Origin of the sequence: Bacillus sp. SIMBA_008 (genome assembly GCF_046535495.1) — a bacterium.
In the GTDB taxonomy this organism is placed as follows: domain Bacteria; phylum Bacillota; class Bacilli; order Bacillales; family Bacillaceae; genus Bacillus; species Bacillus subtilis.
On sequence record NZ_JAWRWL010000331.1, the window covers coordinates 1 to 278 of the forward strand.

General features: G+C 48.2%; 1 protein-coding gene. It reads right to left on the reverse strand.

Features of this window, described 5'->3' with window-relative positions; translation table 11 throughout:
* Positions 1 to 278, reverse strand: a 278-nt coding sequence (locus SB658_RS23440) for a glycerophosphodiester phosphodiesterase (RefSeq protein ID WP_410602687.1), incomplete at both ends; no start/stop codon positions are given.

A 278-nucleotide genomic window follows, 5' to 3' on the forward strand; every position in this document is an offset into this window, starting at 1 on the left:
GGTCTTGCGATAATTGCAGTCGGAACGGACGGATACATGTCGTGAAAGGTCTGAATCGACTTGAGACTGAATGATTGAACGATAGGGTGAATGGAAAAGGTAAACCTGCTTAACAGCTGGCCGACTGCTTTTTCAAGACCGACTTGAGAAACGTGCCCTTTCAGTTCAATTAAAAATCCGATTTCAGAATGATAACGCTTCAGAACCTCTTCGAGCAGGGGAATCCGCTCCCCTTTAAACTCAGCCCCATACCAGCTGCCGGCGTCCAGAGACTGCAG